This window comes from bacterium (assembly GCA_040755755.1).
GTDB lineage: Bacteria > SZUA-182 > SZUA-182 > DTGQ01 > DTGQ01 > DTGQ01.
On the sequence record JBFLZW010000036.1, the window covers coordinates 53,063 to 76,995 of the forward strand.

The window sequence follows — 23,933 nt, forward strand, 5'->3', positions numbered from 1 at the left end:
TTTATCACTTTTTATCTATAACGTTTTTTAACATTTTTACTAATTTACGGCCAGAGGGAGGAAAAGGTTCATGAGAGGAAAATTTACTGTTATTTTTATATCACTCCTGGCAGCTTTCCATCTTATGGGTACTGCTGTCGTGGGAAAAACTATCAGGGTGGCGAAAAGCGGAGGAGATTACACCACCATCCAGGCGGCCATCAATAACGCCGCATCTGGAGACACCATCGAGGTCGGTCCGGGGGTATTCACGGAAAACATCGTAATCAACAAAAATGTAATCCTGACCGGTGCAGGGGCAACTACCTGGGTTCCGCAGCCTCCTTCCACCAGTATCGAGCTGCTCAGACCAGAATTGATTTACAAGTATCCGATAAAGATCGGCTGGCCTGACCCCCCGCCGGAAGTCATAAATCCCGGTCTGCTGGAAATCCCGAATATACAGCCGGCATACCAGCCGATTGTCAGGGGGAGAGATGCTGTTTCACTGGCCCTGGCAACTCCGGCCATAACGATAACTTCCCCAGGGCTGATCCTGCAACCAACATCTACTGTTCAAACTCTCGCCAGGGAGATCGACTATCCCGGCCCGACCGCCAGCCTGACCATTAAGATACCCTCGTATGGATCACTGTATACCGGCCCGCAGATCGTCAAGCCCGGATCGATCTTACCCCTGCTGAACGGGAGCGTTATTCAGGGAAAGGGATCGGGGCATGTAGTGACATATAACGGTGTTTCAGGCGGCCAGATCAGCGGGTTTACCATTACCAACAGCGGCACGGGACATGCCGGTATTATCCTGTACTCCAGTTCCAACGTGACTATTGCCTGCAATCGGCTGGTCAATAATAAGGATGGGATCGTGACATCCAATTCCTCTGCCATTATCCGGAATAATGTTTTCGATGAAAATGGCTATGAGGATAATTCGACCTGCGATTACGGCATCTGCTGCCTCAAGTCAACCCTGTCCATTACCAATAACCTGCTCATCAACCAGGAAGTCGGGATTTATGTGGCCTGGGAGGAATCGGGCGGCACAGCGATTGTCAATAATACCATCACCGGCAATCGGTATGATGGGGTCTGGTGCTACCGCTCCGCGCCGGTTATCAAGAATAATATCATCACCCAGAACGGCTATGGCATCTGCGCCATCTATAGCGCCGCTCCGGTCATTTCCTATAATGATGTCTGGGGAAATGGGCAGAACTACAATCAGCAGACCGGCGGGGTAGCCGCTCCGGGACCAGGAGATATTTCCTCAGATCCTTTGTTTATCAATTCCGATGAGGGTAACTATCACCTGGGTCTTCTCTCCCCCTGCCTCGATGCGGGTGATCCGAATCCCATTTACAATGATCCGGATGGAAGCAGAAACGATATGGGCCTCTATGGCGGATTCGGAGGCTCGCTGGGAACTCCGGCAGGCGAGGAAAGCGGCTTTGTTTTTACCGATATCGGCAACATCCCGACCGCTGCGATTCCCCAGGCTCAGTCTGATCCTTCCTGTGGTCTGGCCAAGGTCAGTCAATCCCTGGCTGACAAACTGCGGATTCACCAGTGGGTGGATTGCCCCTTTGGCGGCCAGCTCAGGTTCTTCGGCCAGTTCGGCCCGCTGGATACTGTCGATTTCTACCAGATATTGGCCGCCCGATGGATAAATACCAGCACCGCGCCCGCTGCCGGTGATTACGTACCGCTCAATGATCCGCTGGCCAAGGTGAAGACTACCCTCGATGGGGGAAAGGTCAAGTACGACGTCGTTACTCTGGGTCCGCTCGAGCGGGGTGGTATATCCTCGCTGTATGAATTGAACAAGGGAGCTTACTGGTCACAGTCCGATCTTCGCATGATCTGGAACAGCGCTGCCGTGCCGAACGGGAAATACAGCCTGAAGATCCGGGCCTTCAGGTGGAATGCCGCAAAGACTGGACTGATCGAGGTCACTCCGGGCTCCCCCGATCCCCAGGCTATCGACCCTACTGACATGGATCACCTGACCATCATCGTCAACAACAGCCAGGTGAAAGCCGAGATTCACTGGGTTAAGTATGATCATGGCAATCCTAACTACGATCCTGCCACCGATGGCAACATTCCGGAATGTGCCGTCATTCACCTCAATAATGACCGTGAAAACCTGCGGTTTGTCATTACCGCCTCGCATCCTGAAGGATATCTGGACTATTTCAGCCTGGATTGCCTGTGGGGCAAGAATAAACCGGGCGGGGTAATCGAGTATGAGACATATGCAACTGCCACCGCCTCATCCCCCCATACCTGGTATGGAGTTACCCAGACGGAATTCTCCCTGCCCGGCGACTGGAGCCAATGGCACAATTGCGCCTATCAGTTCCGGCTGTACGCCCGGTCCCGCGCCACCGACGGATATACCTACCTCTATGGAAGGGAGTTCAACGACCATTATACCATTGAAATCGGCACCGGTTCTTCTTCCTGTTCTTCTTCGGGAGTCCCCGGTGATATCAACAACGATGGCCGGGTGACGATTGATGAGTTGACCAGGGTCATCAACGCCTTTCTGGGCAGGAGATAAGGAAGGAGAAAAACCGTATGAATAAAAAAATATGTCTTGTTCTGATGATAACGCTGGCAGCCTGCTGCTGGCCGGGGAGTTATCTCATGTCCGCATCGGCGCAGACAAGAGCGGTGAGCATCAATCTGGCCAATGCTTCCGGGGCTCCCGGCTCCCTTATCACGCTACCAGTGTCTTTGCAGGCCAATGGAAATCAGGTGGGCGCTTTGTCCGTTGATATCGGCTTTAATTCGCAGATGCTTCTCAATCCCACGGCCAGGCTCAATCCGGCCATTGCCGAGGGGACTTCGAGTAATAAAACCCTGATCAGCAGCACCCCGTCAACGGGTGTTGTACGGATGGCCGTCATTCCCAACTTTTCCGGCACCAGCGGAGTGGGCTCGTCAACCGGAACAATTCCGGACGGTCAGGTGGCCACCATTACCTTCTCGCTCGCCGCATCCGCTGCACCAGGGGCGAAATTGACGCTGACCAATTCTCCTTCTTCCTCCACACCGGCAGGAGCAGCGTTGTCCACCACCGGCCAGGGCGGTGAGATAACCGTCAGTGCAGGTACGCCGACATGGCAGGAAATTTGCGATGGGAGGGACAATAACGGCAATGGCCAGATCGATGAGGGCCTGACTCAGACCTGTGCCACTGCCTGTGGCAGGGGCCATGAAGTTTGCCAGAATGGACGCTGGGTCAACTGCAATGCACCTTTGCCTCAGACCGAAGTCTGCGACGGGAAGGACAATGATTGTGACAACCAGATAGACGAAGGAGTGATGAATACCTATTACCCGGACCGCGACGGCGATGGGTACGGTCAGTCCGCCGGAAGCAGGCAGGCCTGCTCTCCTCCTTCCGGCTATGTCGCCAACAGTCTCGACTGCGACGATGCGGACAGCACTGTCCATCCACGGGCTCCGGAAATCCCCTGCAATGGCAAGGATGATGATTGCCAGGGAGGGGATGATACAGTCCATTGCGAATCAATACCGGCAGGCGGCTGCACGGAAGACGATTCAGGAGCCATAGATATCCAGGGAGCTTCGGGAAGGCCGGGAGAGGAAGTTACCATTGCAGTCAGAGTCAAGTACGCGCCTGGTTCAATCTCCGCCTTTGGCTTCGATGTCCTCTTCGATGAAAGCGTTCTGGAATACTCAGGCTATGCGAGAGGAGACCTGACAACCTCCTTCGACCTGTTTGAAGTTAATCTGATCGACTCAGGCAGAGTGCGGATAGGCGGCCTGACTGACAGCAGCCTCCCGCAGGGGGCAAACGGGTCTTTGGTCCTGCTGAAATTTATTGTGATCAGCGATCCGGAAGAGGAATGCTATCCCCTGGAACTGGATGACCTGTTAGATGACGTTGCACACTACTTCTCTGCAAGCCGGGGATGCTTCTGCATCGGGTTAAGCTGCACCGGTGATCAGAACGGCGATGGGAAAATCACTCCCCAGGATGCCCTGGTAGTCTTCAGGTGCTACCTTGGAATAGGTGAATGCCCTCCGTGCACTGATGTCGATGGGAACGGGCAGACTACCCCGTCCGATGCGCTGTGCCTGTTCAAGGCATACCTTGGACAGCCTTCCTGCCTGGATGATTAGACGTGGGTGGTGAAACTATAAGCCCGGCTGAAGGGGAACACCTTCAGCCGGGCTTTGATGCTTTTGGGGTATCCCGCGTAACGTCATTGCATTCAGGGTGGAGAAGAGTATTTTTGTGATTAAAATTTATTGTATCGACCGTTGTTATTATATATAATATTATTTTTACGGTAAGGTTAGTGGGAAGGTCTGTCTATGAAACCTATGAAACATACCGATGGCTTATTTAATAATTGTAAAATTACTATAGAAGAATGGCAAAACGAACTGGAAGGTGACAACATAGGGAAAAAGATCGTCAAGAACTTCAAAGAAGAGACTAACCTGGACAGGAAGGGATTTTTAAGCTTTTATGCACGGGTCTGTAAAATGTACCCCGATAGGGCTTCACGAAACTTAAATGCACAAACCATTATAGAATATTGTGCTGACCATAAATATGCAAATCCTTCCCCAAAGCCTCTCACCCTGAGAGGTCCCAAGATCGACCCAAGTAATGACGAAAAGCTTTACAGGCTTGAATCAGCTCGCAAGTTTTTCAAACAGTTTACAGAAAAGGGTCATGTGCCCTATAACAGATATACGTGGTTTCTCAGTAAGATTAAGGAGAAGCAACTCGATAAGGATGACTTAAAAGGCAAGTTCATTGGCAATGAACGGGGAATTGTATGGTGCACGTGGGAAAAATCGGCTATAGAGGCAGAAAAGCAGGGGGATACTCTCGATGATCTGCGGGATAGATTAGGGCTTTCTCACCTGAATGGGGGTGAGGAACTAATCCGAGTGATATATGATTGGAAAGTGATCGACGGGCTGAAAAGTGGACTGAGAGTGCCCACTGTTTTAGATGCCGGCAGTACCCCATATTTCAAACCAGGTGGCTGGACAATGAGCCTGACGAGGAAGAAGGAGGGGTTGCCGGAGATGGTTCATGAAAAAATTCCGATGGATAGTGTAGATATAGACTATAAAGGCAAGTTGACCAAGTCTGCTCCCAGGAGATTTTAAGATGGCAGCAAGATCCAAAACCAAGGAAGGAAATGCGGGGAGAATGTCTTCAAGAGGCGAAGTAACATTTACAAAGCTCGTATCATACACCGATGAGAAGTTGAAAGAGTATTTCCATGATCGGCTGACTGAGAAAGAGCTTAACCCCTCTTTAAATATAAACCACGATGAAGTACCGGAGGATTTCCTTATCGGGTTCTATCAAAGTGGGGATGAAACGAGCAAAGCCAGATGTAAAGAAATTGTAAAAGAGCTTTTGCAAGAGCTTTTGATTGATGAAATCAATAATAGGAATATTGATAACTGTTACCTTTCGCGCTTACTCTATCTCTGCGATATATTTGTAGTAGAAGAGGCCATGAAAATAGTATTAGCATTGGCTCAGGAAGGAAGATTCATTAATCAGCATGGCTGCTATGGAGATATCCATGAACAGCTATTAAAGAACTTAATATTCATGCAAGGCACCAGAACAGAAGACATCAATCTTTTCTTGACTCCGTTTTGGTTATCATATATCGAGAACCCTTTGTATACCGGTGCTGCCTTTTTTGGCTTATGTAAAAGTAACTGCGATAAGGCAATAGAAAAGCTGCCGGTGTTGGTAAAGGCAGCCAGCGAATCGCCTGAAAAGTATGACCTTAAATTTATGCTAGACTTTTTTATCTTTTTTATCGATGAGTGTGGTGGGGGAGAGCCAATTTTGCCCAGGATAGGGGAGAGTTTGAGATATGCAAGCCTCGATATTAAAGAGAAAATCCTGGCAATTGTAAAGGAGCTCAAATACTCTCCACAAGCTATTAAAGAATTTGAAAGAAAAATGGATTGCATTGACCACTTTGTGAATAAGATAATAAAACGCTATAAAGTTAAGAAAATAGATAAAGATAATAAGATGATTATCAAAAATTCAGGCATTAGACAGGTTGCTTTCAGCTACTGTATTAGTGAACTTACTGATGATGATCCCACGTCAGAGCAAATATTTTCCCGCCACCGCAGTGAAATTGCGGACCAGTTAAAACAGAACAAAATTACTCTCTCACCAAAGAATGTATGCTCAAGAAGCATTCGATAAGAGTATAAAAATGGAAACAAGACATTTAGATCATTCCCTTTTTAAAATTGATAGCTGGGCTAAAATATTAAGAGGTTCCAGGTTATTTCCCAATAATAAGGGATATAACCTTCTGATCAAGGGACTTCCAGGTACAGGCAAAACATCATTAGGTCTTTCAATCCTTCATAAAGTTTGCGAGGAAAGGAGAGCTAAAGCGAGATTGGTTACCTTTGTAGAGCCTCTTAATCAAATTCTGGAGTTAATCGGGTTATTCCCCTGGAACTTCCGGAAGAGGCTCGACATTGTTGAGACTACCCTCAGCAATCTCGACATCCTGGGCTTCCTGGAAGATGAAGCCCTCGGAACAGAGATACAATATCTCATGATAGATGGAATCAGCATATTGAAGTATCAAACGCGGGGATTAAAACCTCGGACAAAAAAATTGATAGACTGCCTGAAAGAGAGAAAGCTTTCGACAATATTGATTTCAGAAGAAGCGGTACCTGGCGAGGATAGATTTTTTGAATACCTGGTAGATGGAATTATAAACTTGACAGTAAAAGGGGCTGATAGACAGCGGTTCCTTGAAATAAGCAAGATGAGATATAGTAATTATGCTCCAGGGAAACATGGCTTTGACTTTCGAAAAAGTCTGCCGCCTCATGATAATAAGATTGATATCCAGATATACCCCTCAATTAAATGTTACCTTGAAGATGAAGCGGTTGATCAAGATTATAAATCGATATCATCCAGTATCGAGGGTTTTGACCGGTTAATAACAGGATCATCAAAAGTCCCTTTTGATCCGGGAGACGTTGTCCTGGTTATGGGCGAGCCGAGCTCAGGGAAGACCTTGTTCAGCCTGGAATTTATAAATGGTATTCAAAAAGGAGAGAATAACCAGGAAATTGGAGTTTGGATCTCCCTTGAGGAAGACCTGGAGGGGTTTAAAAAGTATACTAAACTCTTTTCTGAAAATAAAAAACTCTCCTTCACCCAATTATTGGAAAATGACAGGTTCAAGTTTATCTATTTTGATCCCTCCCGTTTCCGGCTCGATGAATTCAGTAGTGCTATAATGGTGGTATTACAAAATTATAAGGTTACCCGGCTGGTCATTGATTCCCTTTCTATCCTGGAAAGGAAATTTCAAACCTCAAACGAGTGGGTGGAATATCTTTCAAGCTTACTGAGGACCATAAAAAAACGAAAGCCTGTCTCTCTGTTAACCTATGGGATTTCTAAATATTTTCAAACCTTGGGTAATCTGGAAATTTCTCATAACCCTGATGTGGATATCATTATCCATCTCAGAAACTATGATATGAATAATAACCTTGTCAAGGCCCTGGAAGTCATCAAATCCAGAGGAAAAGAATATAACTCACTCTTGCAAAGTGTTGAGATCACCAGAGAAAACGGGTTGATTTTAAAGGAACAGGGATGGGCAAGAGTCGGTCTTTTAGCTGGAAAACCAGAAAATATCTCTGAAGCCCGCCTATTCTTTAAATATTTCTACCAAAATTATTCTACTCAATGGATTGACAAGGTAATATTTGACAGTTTTGCCAATAGATATTCAAAAAATGAGACCTTCAAGATGGTAGGAAGAACCCATCCCTCACCAGACCATTGGAGTTTCCAGGGGTACGGAGGGCCTGGCCATTCCAATACAAAGGTAGTATGCCTGAAGAAATATATTATGGACAGGTTAAGAGATACAAAGAAGGTCTTTGTGGATGTTCCGAAAGATGTTCTGGGAGACAATATCATTGCCAGGCAACTCAGGAGTGATTCTCTTTGGAAGGATAACATAGGTGGAAAGAACAACAGCCAGATGATCCCTATCTATGCGGACCTTGGAGTGCTCTGCTATCAGCCTGAATACAGTACCTGTTTATTTGGGGTAAATGGATATCCTGATACATGGAATGATTTACTGGATTGGACCGACAGGTGGCGGGATCATGGGGTTCTGAAGGGGAAAATAGAAGGCAGTAAAGAACCAAGTCAAGGTATTACCTATCTTTTCGTAATGCCAAGTCTGGCAACAGATCTGGGCAACTTCATGGGCTTTTTTCTGGAGATCCTTGGTGCTCATGGAGGAAGTCTCTTTCCCTGTAAGGAAGAGGAGAACTGGTCATATAGTACCCATAATAAGAAAGACAACAACGAATTTTTTATCGAACACTTCAGACAGGGCATTGAAAACGATGCATTTCTGGAAACATTATTTTTTTTGCGAGATCTGGTCAAGAAGAAAGTCTGTCCTGACCCAAGACAGGGGGCACATTACCACTGCGCAATCTTTTCCCGGAGATGGTATAGTAAAATCGATCAGTATCCTGAGGGTGATGAAAAACGACCGGGTTTCGAAAAAGCCATACGATTCTCCATTGCTCCGTTACCCAAAGTGAAGAAAGATAAGGGCAGTGTTTCCGCATTAGAAATTTATTGCGCCGGAATTATCAAAGGCGCCCTTGCTCCTGAAACCGGATGGATGTTTATCAAGGAACTGGTCAGTTTTGAAGCGGATACCAAGCGGATTAATGATAGACGTGGCATTCCTATTGATAGAAAGCTGTGCCTTTCGACAAAAGAAAAGCCCGAACGGGAGGAGGATTTCAGTAAGGTAATACGCAAGATATTAGGGATTGAGGGTGGAAGGCCTTCAATAATAAGAAATACCGATATTCCTTACTACTACGATATTGAAAACCTTATCGCTCCGGAAATCGAGAATATCTTTGATAAAGATGATTCCGCATTAAAAGAAATTCAGCTTAAAATACTCAACAAAGTCATAGGGTATTTTGCTCCATCGTCCAGCCATTAGGTTTCTGATAGTCTTTCGGTGCTATCTTGGAATCAGTGAATGCCCTCCGTGCACTGATGTCGATGGGAACGGTCAGACTACTCCATCCGATGCGCTGTGCCTGTTCAAGGCATATCTCGGGCAGCCGTCCTGCCTGGATGATTAGACGTGGGTGGTGAAACTATAAGCCCGGCTGAAGGGGAACACCTTCAGCCGGGCTTTGATGCTTTTGGGGTTGACCTTGGTGCCTTCCCTGGCGGATAATAGAGTGCATACATAAACGTCAATCGAACCTCTCGAGGTAATCATGCAGAAAAAATTAACTCTTCGGCTTGACGAGCCCCTCATCCAACGCGCAAGATTCTCTGCTGAGAAGGTTGGCAAGTCAGTCCCTCAACTGGTCGCCGATTACTTTGCGCTTCTCGATAAAGACTCTCCGGTGGAAGAATCTCAGCTTACTCCTCTCGTCCGCTCACTGCAAGGAGCCTTGAAAGGAGCCCAGGTTGATGAGCATGATTATAAGCGGCACTTTGAGGATAAATACCGGTGAGAGTGCTTGCGGGCAGGCAGCAGTATCGGTTTCTCCTCCTTATCCTTTTTGCTCTGCTTTCTCAGGCTGGCTGTGCTCTCTTTCCTAAAAAGATGCTTCCTCCTGAAAAAGCGAAGCCCCCCGTCATATTGACCGGGAATCTGCCGATTGCCGAGCTCCACAATCGGCTTCAGCTCAATACAGCTATCGAAAGACAACTGCACGTATTGAACACCCGGCATCTTTCCGGAAAGCTGCGCCAATTCGCCGGGCAGACAGTTCCTCAAGACCTTATCGTCAAGTCTCTTCTCAGATTTCAGGAACTGGTGAACAACTATTCGGGTGAAGAGCTCAACCGCCATTTGCTGAGGGAGTTCGATATTTACCAAAGCACCGGCGGCCCAAACGGCAGGGTTTTATTCACCGGCTACTATACGCCGTGCTATCAGGCATCCCGGCACCGCGAGGGTGCATTCCAATATCCATTATACAGCCTCCCGGCCAATTACCAGATTCTCGATCTGTCACCCCTCAGAACCAAATGGAAGAATACCACCATTACCGTCTATGTTGACGGCAATGGGCAGGTCCGCCTGCCCCCTTCACGCCGTGAGATTGAGGAACACAAGGTCTATGACGGGCAAAACCTGGAGATAGCCTGGCTCAGCGATCCCCTCGACGCTTTTCTGGCCCAGGTTCAAGGCTCGCTGATCGTGGAATATCCTGACGGGCAGCGGCAGTTCCTGAATTATGCCGGCAAGAATGGCTATGAGTATACGTCTCTTGGCAAAGAGCTCTATCAGGACGGCCACCTGAAACTGGAAGAAATAAGTATCGCTTCCATCAGGAAATGGTTCAGGGACCACCCGGCCAGCCTGAATGAATATCTGAACCGAAACGATTCCTATGTCTATTTTGTACCGCAGGAGGATGGCCCCTATGGAGCAGGAGGAGCGGTAGTTACCGAATGGGCCAGCATCGCCACCGACAAACGCATCTTTCCTGCCGGAGGAATCGCCCTGATCGACACCCGGATTCCCATGCTGGATGGTCAGGGCAACCTGACCGGATGGAGGAAGCATACCCGCTTCGTGATCGATCAGGACACGGGAGGAGCTATCATCGGCCCCGGCAGGGTCGATATCTACATGGGAGCGGGTGAACAGGCAGGGTGTCTGGCCGGATACCAGAAACAGGAAGGCAGCCTCTACTACCTGCTGCTTCGAGCAGGTAAATGAAGTGGTCAGTGATCACTCATGAATTTTATCTCTCAATCTTATAATTCAAGACCTGACCCTGACTTAGTTCAATTTACTATCAAGAGATTTCTGGGCAGAGGCAATGCACGGCAGCCGGTCTTCGAGGACACCTGTGACCGGCGGGTATTCCTGGCCCTCATTGAGGAGGTCGTTAATCGATTTCATTGGCTCTGCCATGCATATTGCCTCATGGATAACCACTATCATCTTGTGGTAGAGACAATTGAGGGCAACCTTTCCCGTGGCATGCGCCACCTGAAGGGGGTCTATACCGAATGGCACTTACATAAGAATTAGTAATTCTCCCGCAGAGACGCTGAGACGCAGAGGATATCATTGAAAAGTAAAAGTAAAATAAGTTCCTCCTTGTGCCTTTTTACTTTTTGCTTGCTTCCAGGCCGTTGACACATCGATATATCCCGACTTTCATCAGGACCTTGCCGGATTGGTTGTTCTCTGCGTCTCTGCGTCTCTGCGGGAGATCTTTTTTCCCTGTGTGCTTTGTGTCCTCTCTATATTATAAGCTTGGCTTATGTAAGTGCCATTCGGTCTATACCCAGTAGTTCAACAGCCACCACAAACGGGTGGGACATATTTTTCAGGGAAGGTACAAGTCAACTCTGGTGCAACGGGACAGCTTTAACGGTGGCTTCGTTGCTGCCTTCCGTGTCTTGAATAGGGAGTGTGCCCTGTTCTTTTACCTTCCGCGTTGGCTCCCCAGGCCAATTTGAAGAGCCTTTCTCTTGCCCTTACCCTCGATCACATAAATATAATCCACACCCGTGGCTGATCCGTCCAGGACCATCATCTGATCCAGCCTGGCTTCGGCTGGGGCGGACGGGCGGAAAGGCGTCTTTCTCCGGCCTGACCGGTCTGATTCGTCGGCTTCGACCGTGGCCGCGATTGCCTCATAATCGAAGAAGGCAACCACGCAATCGTCATCGTGTCCTCTCTTGACTCCGCTGTCCTGGACTCCATTTAAAGTATACTGTCCCGCAAGGAGGTCTTCCAGGGTCATATTGGTTAACTCAAAGGTTTCGGTGGCAGTAGTTGCAGATACAGAATCCTCCTGGCCGTCTTTAACCACCAGGCTCACCCTATAGGTTCCGGCAGGCAGAAACACAGAAGTTATCATCGTGTCCTGAACCGGAATTTCACCCTCCGGCCCTATCAGGGTCCAATCGCAGGTGATCGGGTCGCCGTCGGGATCGTAAGAGCCGGATCCGTCAAGGGTGATATTCAACTCCTGAGAAGTCCCGGGGACGGGACACAGATGGGCTTTCACCCACCTTCCGGAACGGCTCAAATTCAGTACTCTTGGTGTGACTTTAACCGTAATCGGCAGGGGAATCCGGGCGTCGTCGATGGCCTTGATTTCGGCTACAGGCGGCTGATTTGAGATCACGGGATCCACGGGATCAGTCGGGATATCCTCTGTCGGGACAACCTCTGCTGTATAGGTGGATGTCCCCGGCCATGAGAAGCCGTCGCAAAAATCCCGGTCCGCGCACGATCCGTCCTCCTGGAAGCCAAAATCGACCAGGCAGATCGATTGAGTGCCGCTCCTGCTCCGGTCGATCTCCACCCGTGCGTAGCTCAGAGCCAGTCCATACCAGGGATCATCCACCTGCATGCTTATCGATGTGCTTGACTCGAGCAGATCAAGCAGTCCAGGATCATTGATAGTCACGAGCAGCGGCGTAGTGTTGCATTCGAAAGGATTGGTGCTTGGGTACACACCACAAGACGTGCTGCCGATGAAAAACTCGAAGGCAGCGGAATCCCCTCCCAGGTTGCCATCGGCGTGGCCGACAATAAATCTGATCTGAACAGGATCATCTGAAGCGGATGTCGCAGTTGCCAAAACCAGCAATGCCAGAGCGAAAACAACCGTGCCTATGAAGAATAGCGTTACCAGCCTTTTCATATGCGGTACCTCCCCCCTTGAGTAAGGCCAATGTTTCCGGTTTCAATGCTGCCCAATATGGAAACACTCTACCTTTATTTTGGTAGCAAGGACGGGACCAGGCCGATTGAGGCTCATTTCAGGTCATTTGGGTCTTTTGGATCTCATTTCTGTAATAATCCGGGGAGCCCAAAATTACCATTTGGTAACCGGACAAACCCGGCAGGCTGGTATCTTCTTATAATTCTTCAGCGATATTTCAGGGTGAGGCATAGCGGCTCAATTTCATTTTTGTAAGGGTGGGTTACGTTTTTGTATCTGGTATCCCCCTCCTCCCTCCTTCGCCATCGTCTCCCGAATGAACAAACTGGCCAGGAAGGCGATAACGGCACAGACGAGCATGGCGGAAAAGGCGCGGCGAAAGCCTGCTACGGTAAAGTTTTGGCCCATCTCGCCGGGCTTTCCGGCCTGTTCGAGCAGGTACCCCATGAGGGGCTGGAGGAGGGCTCCTCCCAGGAAGGGGAAGAAGTTGGCCAGTCCGGTGGATGTTCCGGCGATACTGACCGGAAAAAGCTCTTTGGTGGCGGTAAAGCCCACAGCCACAATGGCGTTGACGAACATGCCGGTAAAAAAGCAGAGCACATACAGGCCCGGAATTGGCAGCCGATCGGTGAGAAAAGTCAAAACAGCGGTGATGAGAACGGTCATCGAACTTGCGATCACCAGGAGGGGCTTTCGTCCCTTGACCGGCCGGTTTGAGAGAAAGCTCAAGGTGGGGCTTCCGATCACCATGCCGATAGCCGACATCATCAGAATATTGCCCGCCTGCGTCTTAGACAGGCCGTAAACCTGTATGAGATAGGGCCCTCCCCACAGGCCGATGAAGGCAAAGAATATGGCGCAGCCGAAAAAGAGCCAGATGGCCAGCGGCCAGAAAGGACCGCAGTTCAGAACGCTCTTCACTCTCTCCCACAGACTGATCGATGCCTGCTCATCGGCGGCAGAGGTCTCGTGCAGTGACGGCCAGCCCATATCTTCGGGCCGGTCCCTGACAATGAGCCAGATGAGAATGCTCAAGGCCAGGGTGACCAGACCCACAATAATGAATGAGGTACGCCAGCCTACCGCCCGGCTCAGGTAAGCCATTGGAGTTGTGGCCGTGATCGATCCGACGCCGCCCATGGCAATCAGTATCCCGGCCATACCGGCAAATTCCTTACGGTCAAACCACTCGGCCAGGATCTTCAGGATGGGCACAAAGAGGACGGATACCCCAAGCCCGACCAGGGTCCTTCCGACAACGGCCCAGAAAAGCGATGGAGCCCAGCCCAGAATAATGCTGCCTGCACAGGCAACACTGAAAAAGGTGGTGATGGTCTTTCGCGGCCCCCATGAATCGGCCAGCAGCCCGGCGGGGAGCTGCATCAGAGCATAAGGGTAAAAGTAGGCCGAGCCGAGAAGCCCCAGCAACACCCCCGTAGCCTTGAGGTCTCGCATCATGTCCCCGGCCACCACCGCCGGGCACAGCCGGTGAAAGTAGACAAGGATATAGCTGAGGGCCAGCGTGGAAAAAATCAGCCAGCGATAGCGCAGGGCTTTGGTAAGCCCGTCTCTCTGTACTCCCATCATCTCTGCGCCTCTTCTCTGGGCTTACCTCTGTGCCTCTGTGTCTCTGTGGTGTCCTCTGTCTTTTCTGTAGGTGCTCATCCTTCTCCCTCCTTCTCCGCCTTCCTGATGCGGCATCGAAGGTGCTGCCCCTTGAAGGGCCAGCCGCCGGAGATGGGGTCGCACTTTTCAGGATCATCGTCGGTGGTGACATTGATGTTCGATTCCCACAGCCCATGCAGTGACGGTGCCTCGGCAGGCATTTCCGGAAACCACCAGGAATGCTGGGAGCTGATATAGCCGGGATCGAAGGAAGTGGTCAGGCGGGCGCGCTGCTTCACCCGGCCGATCGGGGTTTCGATCCACACCCAGTCACCATCGGTGATGCCTTTGCGGCGGGCAAGGTCAACGTGGATTTCGACGATCGGGTCAGGATGCCGCTGACGGAAGCTCTCGACATGGCGAAACTCGCTGTGATGAAAGGGTATGACCCGGCAGCCGCTGATATTGATCAGCGGGTATTGTCGCAGGGTTTCGTCATCCGGCGCACCGTTCTTCTCATTGATTTCCTGATAATCCGGCAGGGGATCGTAGCCCAGCTTTTCAAAAATGCTGGAATAAAGCTCGACCTTGCCGGAGGGGGTTGCCAGCGGCCCCTGGGCACAAAGGCCTGCTTTCGGTGGCTCGATCTCCCATCGCTGCTGGCGGATGAATTCCGAAAGCGTTTTGACATTGCGGCGGTCCATGATTTCCTTCAGCCGGTATTCCCAGACAGCCTCGAAGGTTTCCCACGGCCAGTGCTCCTCCTGCCCCAGCCGCAGGCCAAGCCCCCGCCAGAACTCGTAGTCGTTCAGGCGCTCGTACTTTCCCGGAATGCGGGCAGGCAGGGCAGCCTCGCCGATCTGCACCAGGGGATAGGCACCCACCGAGGAGAAATTGCCCATGTCGGGCCGCTCCAGCCAGCAGGCGGCAGGAAGCACGTAGTCTGAAATCAGAGCGGTGGGGGTCCAGGTGATATCAAAGGTCACCAGAAGCTCGGTGGCCATAAGCGCCTGGTAGACGAGCCGGGTATTGGCATATGACAGGAGAGGATTGCTGGCGGCGACAATCAGGGCTTTCACCGGATAGGGCTTTTCGGTCAGCATGGCCCGGAACACGCTGGGTGCATGGGCCATGCAGTTCAGATAGACAGCCGCAGGATGGCGGTCGCCCCAGATTTTGCGAACCTGCTCTTCGACCAGCTCCCAGCCGGGATAGCTGAGGAACCGGAATCGGTCGCTGCCGATCTGCTTTGCCCGCTGCTGCGGCGAAAGCATATGATTCAGCTCCATAGCCGCATCCGGGATGAATCCGGAGCACGGACCGGCAATCAGGTTGCCGCCTTCCCGGTCAATGCTGCCGGTGATGGCAAACAGAAGATTAATGGCCCGGACAGCCTGGATGCTGTTGGGGGAACTGTGCTCGGCAGCCACGCCAATGACCATGGTCGAGGGCTGATTGGCTGCAAAGAACCGCGCTGTCTCCTGTATCTTCCAGGTGGACAGGCCCGTAATCCCGGCCACCCGGTCGGGAGGATACTCCCTGACCCGCTCCTTCAGTTGGGAAAAGCCAGCGGTGTGGTTTTCGACAAACTCCCGGTCGTAGAGCCCTTCCTCGATGATGACGTGCATCAGGCCAAGGGCCAGGGCTGCATCGGTGCCGGGCCTGAGCTGCACCCAGCAGTCGGCCTGACGGCTGGCCTCGGTGCAGCGGGGGTCCACGACCATGGTCCGCGCTCCGGCCTGTCTGGCTTTTTTGAAGCTGTGCCAGGTTGATGGCCCGCCTTCGTGAGGATTGCGGCCCCAGAGCACCGCCAGCCTGGTTTTGCCAGGTTTTTGGTCCGGCACGATGGAACCGCCGAAGGTGGTGAGCCAGACCATGCTGCGAGGTCCATAGCAGATCGTGACCGCTCCGAAGCGATTGGGGCTGCCGAACAGGTTCATGAAGCGGCCTTTGGCAAAATCCCACGCTCCACGGCCCGTGCCCGAACTGGTAGCCAGGCTTTCCGCACCGTAGCGCTCGCGGATGCGGCCGAGCTTATCTGCAATTTCATCAAAGGCCTGATCCCATGAAATCTCCTCCCATTGATTTGCGCCGCGCTCTGCCCGGCGCTTCAGGGGAAAGTTCAGCCGGAAAGGGTGATCCTGGTACTCTCTGGCCAGGGTCGGCCTTACACAGAAGCCAGCCGGAGTAACCGGCGCTCTGGTATCGACGGTTACGCGCTGTATCCGGTCCCCATCGACGTAAACCTTCATGGCACAGCCCTTGCTGGTACAAAAATAACAACTGGAATATTTTACCTCCATGATAATCCTGCGTTATCCCTCCCCGGTTAGAGCTGGCTGAGCATGCTTTCAAGTTTTGGCAGGCCATCTTCCGGCTTTTCGTTCTGCCAGGTGACCCAGTCGCGCAGCTTGTTCAGGGCGCGGCCGTCAGCCACGGCTTCTCTGGCCATTTCGAGGCCAGCCCGAAGGTCTTTGGCCCTGCCGGTGATGAAGAGAAGCGGGGCGGCATTCAGGCAGACGATGTCAAACCGGGGGCCGGTGTCTTTGCCTGCCAGCACCCGGAGCAGGCTGAGGGCATCTTTGTGCACATCGCGGCTTGAGGCCACATCCTCGAATTTTGCCCGCTTCAGGCCAAAATCTTCAGGGGTCAGGCTGTAATTTTCAATCGTTCCATCCTCGGCCAGCTCAGCCACATGGGTAACTCCCAGGGTGGACAGCTCATCCATGCCCTTGCCGGATTCGTCATCCAGGCCATGCATGACAAAGGCCCTCTTGAAACCCAGCTCCCGCAGGGTCCTGGCTTCGATGTCGATCATCTCCTGATTGGGCACCCCCATGACCTTGAAAGTCGGCATGGTGGGATTGAGCAGCGGCCCTACCAGGTTGATGGCTGAACCGAACCGGATCTGCGACAGGACCCTGGCCAGGGTCTTGGGATGCACGGTGGGCAGAAATGCGTTCCAGGCACAGATGCCCGCGTTCTCGATGCTCTTTTTCGGGATTTCGGGCGCAGACTCCACGTTTACCCCAAGGGCCTCGATGACATCGATGGCCCCGCAGTTGGATGAAATGGCCCGTGCCGCGTGCCGGACCACATACAGGCCCAGGGAAGCCGAGATAATGGCCGCGCCGGTGCTGATATTCATGGTTTTCAGGGTATCGGCACCCGTGCCGCAGTTATCGATCAGGGGCTGCGGCGTATTCACCTGCACCTTGATCGTATCGTGCTCATACAGCGCCTCGAAGGTACCGGCCACTTCTTCAGGGGTCTCGGGCTTGGCCTTGAGCGCACCGATGAACCCGCCCTGCTGCAGGTCACTCTGCTCTTCCTCACATATCTGCCTCCAGCACTCCCGTGCCTCCTCCCGGGTAATATTTTCGCCCCGTGTCAGCCGGACAACAACAGCACCAAATTTTCGCCAGCGTTCCTCTTTTGTTTCCATGCCTATTTGCTCCTTTTTGTGTTTGGTTGGGGACGATGCAATAAGTATACTGCACATTAAATACGCGGCCAGTTAGAACTGACCATGAGATCGCGTGCGGTATTTGGTGGGGCAAAAAAGCAGCCCCACCCTACATTAGTTCCATTTGCTTGCCTTAAGTGGCGGTAGCCGCTTTGGAGTGCGGCGGCAAGACGCTGCTTTCCTTATAATGCCGCAAGGTCATCTGGCGGGGTAATTCCCGAGCAGTGTACTTACTCACCACCCGGCGGCTCACCGCCCGCCTGTTGTTCCGCCGGTTTATAGATAACATAAAGATAGTCACCAAGAATATCGGCCTTATCCAGCCTGAATGCAGGGATATTCCCTTTCACCCAGAACGAGCTTCTCTCCACGGGCGTGATCGAGGAGGATCCGCCGATGACAAAGGGGCAGATGATCAGGTGAAGCTCATCGTAAAGTCCGGCAGCGATCATCGACTGGTGCACGGTCCCGCCGCCCTCGACCAGCAGCCGCCTGATTCCGAACCGCTCGTGCAGGGCGCTCATGAGCTGCGGCAGGTCAACATATTTGCCGCGGCCGCAGGTCACGATTTGTGCCCCGCGCTCCTGGAAAGCACTGACCCGTTCGGCAGGTGCGTCCCTGGTTACGGCGATGATGGTAGGCGCATCTTCACAATTCAGGATCCTGGCTGTCGGCGGAATCTCCGCCAGACCGTCCAGCACGATGCGCGTGGGATTCTTCCCCGTATGATCACGCAGAGTCAGGCGAGAATCATCCAGCAGGATGCAGTTAAGACCCACCATGATGCCGTCCGCTCTGGCTCGCTGTCCATTGTGCAGTTTCATGATATCCGCGTCGATAAGGGATGGGCCGATGGGGTTGGGCTGTCCGGGTTGTCTGCGGGGCGATATCTTGCCGTCCAGGCTGACAGCCACCAGCATGAAGGTATAGGGTCTATTCATTGCTTTGCTCCGGGCTTACCTCTGTGCCTCTGTGTCTTGAGTGGTGTTCTTTGCCTTTTGTCTTTGTCTTTTTGGAGGATAGGCAATTGAGAGCCGCTATAATCCCCGGCGGCCTTTGCTGCCTTCACGAAATCGTGCATCAATTGCCCGTCCTTCACCCCTGTTTCCCTTTCCACACCGCTGATCACGTCCACTGCATAGGGCTGTACCGTGGCAATAGCCTGGGCGACATTATGCACGGTCAGGCCTCCGGCCAGGATGAGGGGCAGGCGGATTGTGGCTGCTACATCACGGATACTGTTCCAGTCCAGGGCAACGCCTGTGCCTGCCGGTCGGCTGGAGGTCTTGGAATCAACCACCAGCCCGGCCAGGCCGGATTGGGCAAGAATGCGGCAGGCTTCAACCGGATCGGGTACGGAGAACTGCGCTTTGCCGGTATCCACATTGATCCGGAGGGCTTTCAGGACCTTGATGCCGGTACCTGTCAGCGCCTGGCATACAGCCTGGATATCCTCGATGGTTTCATCGCCGTGGAGCTGTAAAAAATGCGGTCTGACACAGAGGGCGATAGCCACCATATCCCGCACGGCACCGCCCACGACTGCGGTTGTAGTCACAAACGGAGGGGCCCCGGCCACCAGCCCCGCAGCCTGATGACGGGTGAGATTCCACGGCACCGCTACGGGATACTCGGTCACAAAGCCGAGAGCATCCGCTCCCGCAGCCACGGCCATATCGATATCGCTGCGGCTCATGAGGCCGCATATCTTGACTCTGGTCATACCTGCCTCCTGACCTGGCTGATCAGGTCCGTGAGGCGTGCTGCAGGATCATTCGATTGCAGAATGGCTGTCCCAATCAGGACCGCATCCGCTCCTGCTTCGAGAGCCCGTCGCACTTCTTCAGGGGTGCGCAGGGAGCTTTCGGAGATCGTCACCACGGAGTCGGGAATCAGGGGTGCCAGTTCCTCGGTCAGCCGCACGGTACCGCTATCCTTTTCGAGGTTTCGAATATCCCGGTTATTGATACCGATTATGGCAGGAAGAGGGGATAACGCCAGTGCCCGTTCGAGCTCCTGCCGGGTATGGACCTCCACGAGCGCTTCCATTCCAAGCTCACCTGCCCGCTGGTAGAGGGCGGGCACCAGGGATTCAGGGATGGTAGCCAGAATGAGCAGAACAGCAGCCGCACCGGCCGTGAAAGACTCGTCGATCTGCCCGGCTGAGGAGATGAAGTCTTTCCTGAGAACAGGCACCGAGACTGCCTGAGCCACTTCGGTAAGCATCCTGATGCTGCCGCCGAAGTGTTGTGGTTCAGTCACCACTGACAGGGCACATGCTCCGGCCTTCTCCAGAGCCCTGGCCAGCCCTGCCGCATCGCGCTGCCCCACCAGGGCACCATCGCGGGGTGAAACCGGCTTGATATCGGCGATGATCGGGATATCACCCCGTCCCCGTGCTTCCAGGATCGCTCCGGAGAGCAGGCGGCTGCTGCTTTGGCCACTACTTCCTGTGCTGCTCAGGCTCCCAGGAAGTCCGACCACATTCGCTCCATATCGTGCTTTGAGTAGCAGCGAAAGGCCATGTGGGTGCTTGTCCTGGCAATGCCGCCGATACTGGCGATATCCTCCGAAACCAGCTTGGACAGCAAATCGTACTCCTTCACCCGAATGATGGCCATGATGTCGTACTCGCCGGATACGGAGTACACCTCGGCAATTCCGTCCAGGTTGACCAGATCTTCGGCGACCTGATGAACCTTGCCCATTTCACAATTAATCATTACCAGTGCCGTGATCATACATGACTCCTTTTCTCGTTAGGGGAAAAACGCTGAGTCGAAAATGGATGGTACGACTTATTATTTATAGCATGTTATCGTATAATGTAGTGTTATGGTAATGGCGCTTGACTATAAAATACCGCTGATGAGCTTTTTCTCTGAGAAACTCAGTATATCTCATCACCATCGGCTCTGTCAATCAGGCATTTCTCCTGCCTGATGTTCCCCATACTGCAATCACAGCGATCCCTTAACCCAGAACCGGCATGAGGTGATAAAGCAACCTGCCTTATTTGTCGAAGCATTTTCATCGGTGAGCGAAGCGCTCTTGCCATGAACAATAACCGTGACCGTCACCGAGCTGCTTAAGGGAGTATCACTGTCATCGGTTGCGGTAAAGGTGACTTCATGGCTTCCCTCCTGGCCGGGACCTGGTCCCCAGCTAAATTCCCTGGTATTAGGATTAAAGACTGCACCGGCTGGTAAATTGCTGGCGGAGTATGTCAGGTTATCTCCATCGGGGTCGGTAGCGGTCAGGGTAAAGGTGAGAATCGCACCTTCATCGACCCCCTGGTCATCGACAGGCTCGAAGAGGGGGGGATGATTTTGCGGTAATTGGATATCACCATTACTCCTGGTCACTGCCTCCAGGGTGTAATAAGCAGTTGCGGCTACCGAGAGATTTATGGGGACAACGATCAGCTTTGTGAAGGACTGGTTCTGGTCAAAAGAAAAATCAAAGTCGCCCTCCTGCTGCTCATTATCGAGCGGGATGAGATGATAGTCACCGAATTGAGGAGAAGAATCCCCGAATGAGGCGGCTGGAATGGCCAGAACAGCCATTGGTGGCTTTGCTCCGCCAGCAAAATGGATGTGAAGTGTCTGACCGGCGGGAGGCTTGTGAAAAACATAATACCGGGAGCTGAGGTAAGGCAGGCTGCCAGCCTCAATATGGAGCGGATAGGTCGAGTACGACTCCTGATGGAAGGGCACGGGATACGTGCTTCCCTCCTCGTAATCTTCCGGGCTGCGGCGCAGATTGGCCAGTTTAAACCGGATAAATGCCTCAGACAGGGAAGCCATGCTGCGGCCTGAGTCCTGACCCGCCTCTTGACCCGCTTCCTGAATCGATTCATCCATAGCCAGAAAGATGTCCTGGGAGGGATTCTGAATCCGCTCAAAAATAGTCCGTACTATTTCCTGGCCGAAATGTTCCGAGAGAAACTTGGCCCAGATGACCCCTCCATATTCGAAGGCGTAAAAGGGAGAATTATTGCCCGTCTTATTGATTGAAACGGAAGGATAATCGAACCATCCCTTTTCCCGCCCGGTTGAGCTTGAATCTCCCCGGATATCGAAATACGGCTCGCCGGAATCCCACATGCCGTTATCGTTACGGTCCTTATAAGGCCAGCCCAGGTAATTGAGATAATCGTTAATCCCATCATATAATTCATCCTCGATCCAGACAGCGGTATTTTCCTCCCACCACATGTTATCTGCGGATGATGTCGGCCAGTGATCGTAGTCCGCCTGCACGATGTGGAAAAATTCGTGGACCGCGGTGATCTTCATTGCTCCGATCACTTTCCCTTCCTGCTCCAGATTATCATGAATGCTCTGGTAATTATTATCCACCATGATGTACAATCCTTTGCTGTCGGCAACAGTGCTGCCGTAACAGCTCATATCCAGGATGAAAACTTCGATCCGCTCACCGGCCTCTATCGGTGCACGATAGCCGAGTGTCCCGGTAACATACGACCATGCCTGCTCAAAGTATTGGGCAAACCGAAGCACATACTCAGGAATCGTGGCTTTCTGGCCATCTACCAAACCATCCATATTACTGACCGCATCGCCATGACTGTTGTCCTCAGTGTAGTAGATGCGAAAATGCCCCTCGGCGGTAGAATATGACCAGACTTCAACGCCGGACCCATAATAGTCAGGACCGGAAAAACCGGTAGGACGATGTAAGATGAACCTGTTTTCGGGATAGAGAAGCTCCCGGTTCTGCATGGCCTGCCTGAGCAGTGGAGTGGCGCACTTCACCGGAGGCTGGTAAGAAAAAGAAGCGGATTTTTCCCCGAACTGACGGAATGTCTGGCCGGAAGGATGCCGGAACAGGGCTGAAATATCCCGGTTGAGCTGCTCCTGCAAGGTTGCCGGCTCTGCCCCAAGTCCCTGCTGCGGGCTCAGAAGAAACACTATCAGGAAAAGCCCTGCCAGGAAAAATCCCAATGCTCCTGCTCCTGGTTTCGGAACGATGTTCTCCTGCACGATGTTCTCTTGCAGACTGCATTTATCCATGAATTTATCCATCAAGTTCTCTGCTCTCCTTCCTCATGGCAGCATATCCCGTGAAGCTCAATCAGCCCTGGACGGCCAGGTGAAGGGTACCTCGGCAACGGTGTCGAGTAACGGCCTTCAGGAGAACCGTATATAATACTGTTCGAGCTTTGGCGCGGATATTATCGTATTTGAGTATCCGATTCAAGGGCAAAGGGTTCAACTTAGATATTCCCCATCTTGTATGGGAGCATCCACTATTCTCCTCCCCCTTGAGGCAGGGAGCCCCTGTGGCAGGGGAGGCTGGGTGGGGGTGATGGTTATTTTCACCCTCCTCATTGAGAAAAGGGACATGGGGAACATCCGGGTTCAACTGAAGATGCCCAGAAGATACCCCGTGAAGCCCGTGGGCTGAATGTTTGGGTTCTGGCCGAAAGCATTGCACCCCGGCCTGATCGGGTGATCGGAAATATACCGGTAAACAAACGGAAACTTCTGTAAATATAATTTACAGAGAGCATCATAGAGTCGAAACCTCTGCTGGCTCACAAGTATCCAGGGCATATCATCAGACCTGTAAGTAAACAGGATTTACGTTTTTTGCCGTATCATAGATCGACGATCGACTTTAGAACTTAAGCCGGTTAATCTGCCATTGGAAGAGGCATCTTTCACCGGCAGACCGAGCAGTGAGGAAAAAACACCTGGCACATAGTATGCAATAAATGTTCACGCAATAGATATTCCTGAAGAAAATAATCGGTTTTTTCAGGAAGAATTTATTAGCGGAAATTAACAGTACAACGAGATTTTTCTGGAGTGATAGAGGAATGGTCATAATAAATCACCCCCACCCAGCCTCCCCCCTCAAGGGGGAGGCTGGGTGGGGGTGAACAAAACCAAGGGGGTCCTTTAACCACTCTTCTTATGTAAGGGAAAGGGAAAAAGCCTCGTTGTACTATTAAAAGTCGGTCCAAAAGATAGATCCGACGCTTTTATTATCTACCAGGTCAGCGGGAAGATTCGCAAGCAGACACTGAGCGTTGCTGTGGATTTTCTGCCCTCAC

At 51.9% G+C, this 23,933-nt stretch carries 19 protein-coding genes; 9 read left to right on the forward strand and 10 right to left on the reverse strand.

Annotation, left to right across the window (positions count from 1 at the left end; genetic code table 11):
- The first annotated feature begins 70 nt into the window (after window positions 1-70).
- The 5 genes from AB1611_12610 to AB1611_12630 all read left to right on the forward strand — a co-directional run bounded on the left by AB1611_12610 (window position 71) and on the right by AB1611_12630 (window position 9,065).
- Complete coding sequence (locus AB1611_12610; protein ID MEW6380432.1) at window positions 71-2,563, forward strand: right-handed parallel beta-helix repeat-containing protein; 2,493 nt, start codon at window positions 71-73, stop codon at window positions 2,561-2,563.
- A 17-nt stretch (window positions 2,564-2,580) separates the two neighbouring features.
- Entirely contained in the window at window positions 2,581-4,155 is a 1,575-nt protein-coding gene (locus tag AB1611_12615) for a cohesin domain-containing protein (protein ID MEW6380433.1), read from the forward strand.
- Window positions 4,156-4,350: 195 nt separating this feature from the next.
- Window positions 4,351-5,163 carry a hypothetical protein gene (locus tag AB1611_12620; protein ID MEW6380434.1) on the forward strand — a complete coding sequence of 271 codons (813 nt, stop codon included), beginning with the start codon at window positions 4,351-4,353 and terminating at the stop codon, window positions 5,161-5,163.
- 1 nt (window position 5,164) lies between these two features.
- Window positions 5,165-6,241, forward strand: a complete 1,077-nt coding sequence (locus tag AB1611_12625; GenBank protein MEW6380435.1) for a hypothetical protein — start codon at window positions 5,165-5,167, stop codon at window positions 6,239-6,241.
- Window positions 6,216-9,065: an ATPase domain-containing protein gene (locus AB1611_12630; GenBank protein MEW6380436.1), complete on the forward strand. Its 2,850-nt coding sequence runs from the start codon at window positions 6,216-6,218 to the stop codon at window positions 9,063-9,065. Before AB1611_12625 ends, AB1611_12630 begins: the two co-directional genes overlap by 26 nt.
- A gap of 141 nt (window positions 9,066-9,206) precedes the next feature.
- Here AB1611_12630 and AB1611_12635 read toward each other — a convergent pair whose 3' ends face one another.
- Complete coding sequence (locus tag AB1611_12635; GenBank protein MEW6380437.1) at window positions 9,207-9,353, reverse strand: hypothetical protein; 147 nt, start codon at window positions 9,351-9,353, stop codon at window positions 9,207-9,209.
- Here AB1611_12635 and AB1611_12640 point away from each other — a divergent pair.
- The 3 genes from AB1611_12640 to AB1611_12650 are packed head-to-tail and all read left to right on the forward strand — an operon-like array spanning window position 9,352 to window position 11,129.
- Window positions 9,352-9,594 (forward strand): DUF6364 family protein, encoded by a 243-nt coding sequence (locus AB1611_12640; GenBank protein MEW6380438.1) that lies wholly within the window; start codon window positions 9,352-9,354, stop codon window positions 9,592-9,594. The two genes, AB1611_12635 and AB1611_12640, sit on opposite strands and share 2 nt — an antisense overlap.
- Window positions 9,591-10,811: an MltA domain-containing protein gene (locus tag AB1611_12645; protein ID MEW6380439.1), complete on the forward strand. Its 1,221-nt coding sequence runs from the start codon at window positions 9,591-9,593 to the stop codon at window positions 10,809-10,811. The genes AB1611_12640 and AB1611_12645 overlap by 4 nt, the downstream gene beginning before the upstream one ends.
- Before the next feature lie 18 nt (window positions 10,812-10,829).
- Entirely contained in the window at window positions 10,830-11,129 is a 300-nt protein-coding gene (locus AB1611_12650) for a transposase (GenBank protein MEW6380440.1), read from the forward strand.
- Window positions 11,130-11,529: 400 nt separating this feature from the next.
- Here the strand turns inward: AB1611_12650 and AB1611_12655 are convergent, their stop codons facing one another.
- From AB1611_12655 to AB1611_12695, 9 genes are all read right to left on the reverse strand, one after another.
- Window positions 11,530-12,759, reverse strand: a complete 1,230-nt coding sequence (locus AB1611_12655; GenBank protein MEW6380441.1) for a PKD domain-containing protein — start codon at window positions 12,757-12,759, stop codon at window positions 11,530-11,532.
- Between the two features lie 264 nt (window positions 12,760-13,023).
- Window positions 13,024-14,367, reverse strand: coding sequence for an MFS transporter (locus AB1611_12660; protein MEW6380442.1), 1,344 nt, complete (start codon window positions 14,365-14,367; stop codon window positions 13,024-13,026).
- Window positions 14,368-14,441: 74 nt separating this feature from the next.
- Window positions 14,442-16,688, reverse strand: coding sequence for a molybdopterin-dependent oxidoreductase (locus AB1611_12665; GenBank protein MEW6380443.1), 2,247 nt, complete (start codon window positions 16,686-16,688; stop codon window positions 14,442-14,444).
- Between the two features lie 26 nt (window positions 16,689-16,714).
- On the reverse strand, window positions 16,715-17,830 hold the full coding sequence (gene trpD / locus AB1611_12670) for an anthranilate phosphoribosyltransferase (protein MEW6380444.1): 1,116 nt from the start codon (window positions 17,828-17,830) through the stop codon (window positions 16,715-16,717).
- A gap of 251 nt (window positions 17,831-18,081) precedes the next feature.
- On the reverse strand, window positions 18,082-18,792 hold the full coding sequence (locus tag AB1611_12675; protein MEW6380445.1) for a dihydrofolate reductase family protein: 711 nt from the start codon (window positions 18,790-18,792) through the stop codon (window positions 18,082-18,084).
- Entirely contained in the window at window positions 18,789-19,574 is a 786-nt protein-coding gene (locus AB1611_12680) for a phosphoribosylanthranilate isomerase (protein MEW6380446.1), read from the reverse strand. The genes AB1611_12675 and AB1611_12680 overlap by 4 nt, the downstream gene beginning before the upstream one ends.
- Window positions 19,571-20,335, reverse strand: coding sequence for an indole-3-glycerol-phosphate synthase (locus tag AB1611_12685; GenBank protein MEW6380447.1), 765 nt, complete (start codon window positions 20,333-20,335; stop codon window positions 19,571-19,573). The genes AB1611_12680 and AB1611_12685 overlap by 4 nt, the downstream gene beginning before the upstream one ends.
- Window positions 20,311-20,592 carry an Lrp/AsnC ligand binding domain-containing protein gene (locus AB1611_12690; protein MEW6380448.1) on the reverse strand — a complete coding sequence of 94 codons (282 nt, stop codon included), beginning with the start codon at window positions 20,590-20,592 and terminating at the stop codon, window positions 20,311-20,313. The genes AB1611_12685 and AB1611_12690 overlap by 25 nt, the downstream gene beginning before the upstream one ends.
- A 219-nt stretch (window positions 20,593-20,811) precedes the next feature.
- Window positions 20,812-22,899, reverse strand: coding sequence for an Ig domain-containing protein (locus AB1611_12695; protein MEW6380449.1), 2,088 nt, complete (start codon window positions 22,897-22,899; stop codon window positions 20,812-20,814).
- On the opposite strand from AB1611_12695, the gene AB1611_12700 reads away from it, so the two are divergent.
- Entirely contained in the window at window positions 22,886-23,023 is a 138-nt protein-coding gene (locus tag AB1611_12700; protein ID MEW6380450.1) for a hypothetical protein, read from the forward strand. The two genes, AB1611_12695 and AB1611_12700, sit on opposite strands and share 14 nt — an antisense overlap.
- Window positions 23,024-23,933: the final 910 nt, after the last annotated feature.